1 pseudogene is annotated in these 273 nt (G+C 77.3%); it reads right to left on the bottom strand.

Annotated elements, in window-relative coordinates:
* Window positions 1-15 precede the first annotated feature (15 nt).
* Window positions 16-273, bottom strand: a pseudogene (locus ACFXPK_RS30270) (hypothetical protein); the annotation flags it as partial.

Here is a 273-nt window from a genome sequence, read left to right as displayed (position 1 = left end):
CCGTCCGGCTCCCTTTCAGTCGGTGGCGGGGTCCGAGGGGCCCGAGGAGCGGGAGGAGTCCGTCGGGCCGGACGTGATCCCCGCGACCAGTTCGTCCGCCGCCGTGTACGGGTCCAGCGCGCCGGCCACGATGCGCTCGGCGAGCGCGCCCAGACGGCGGTCGCCGTGCAGGTCCCCGATGCGCCGGCGCAGGGTCGTGACGGCGATGGTCTCCACCTCGTGGGCCGCGCGGGCGGCCCGGCGCTCGGCGAGGACGCCGTGCGCCACCATCAC

Source organism: Streptomyces sp. NPDC059142, assembly GCF_042755665.1.
Taxonomy (GTDB): domain Bacteria; phylum Actinomycetota; class Actinomycetes; order Streptomycetales; family Streptomycetaceae; genus Streptomyces.
Note: the sequence above shows the minus strand (reverse complement) of the source record. Positions and strands in the feature narration are given on the sequence as shown.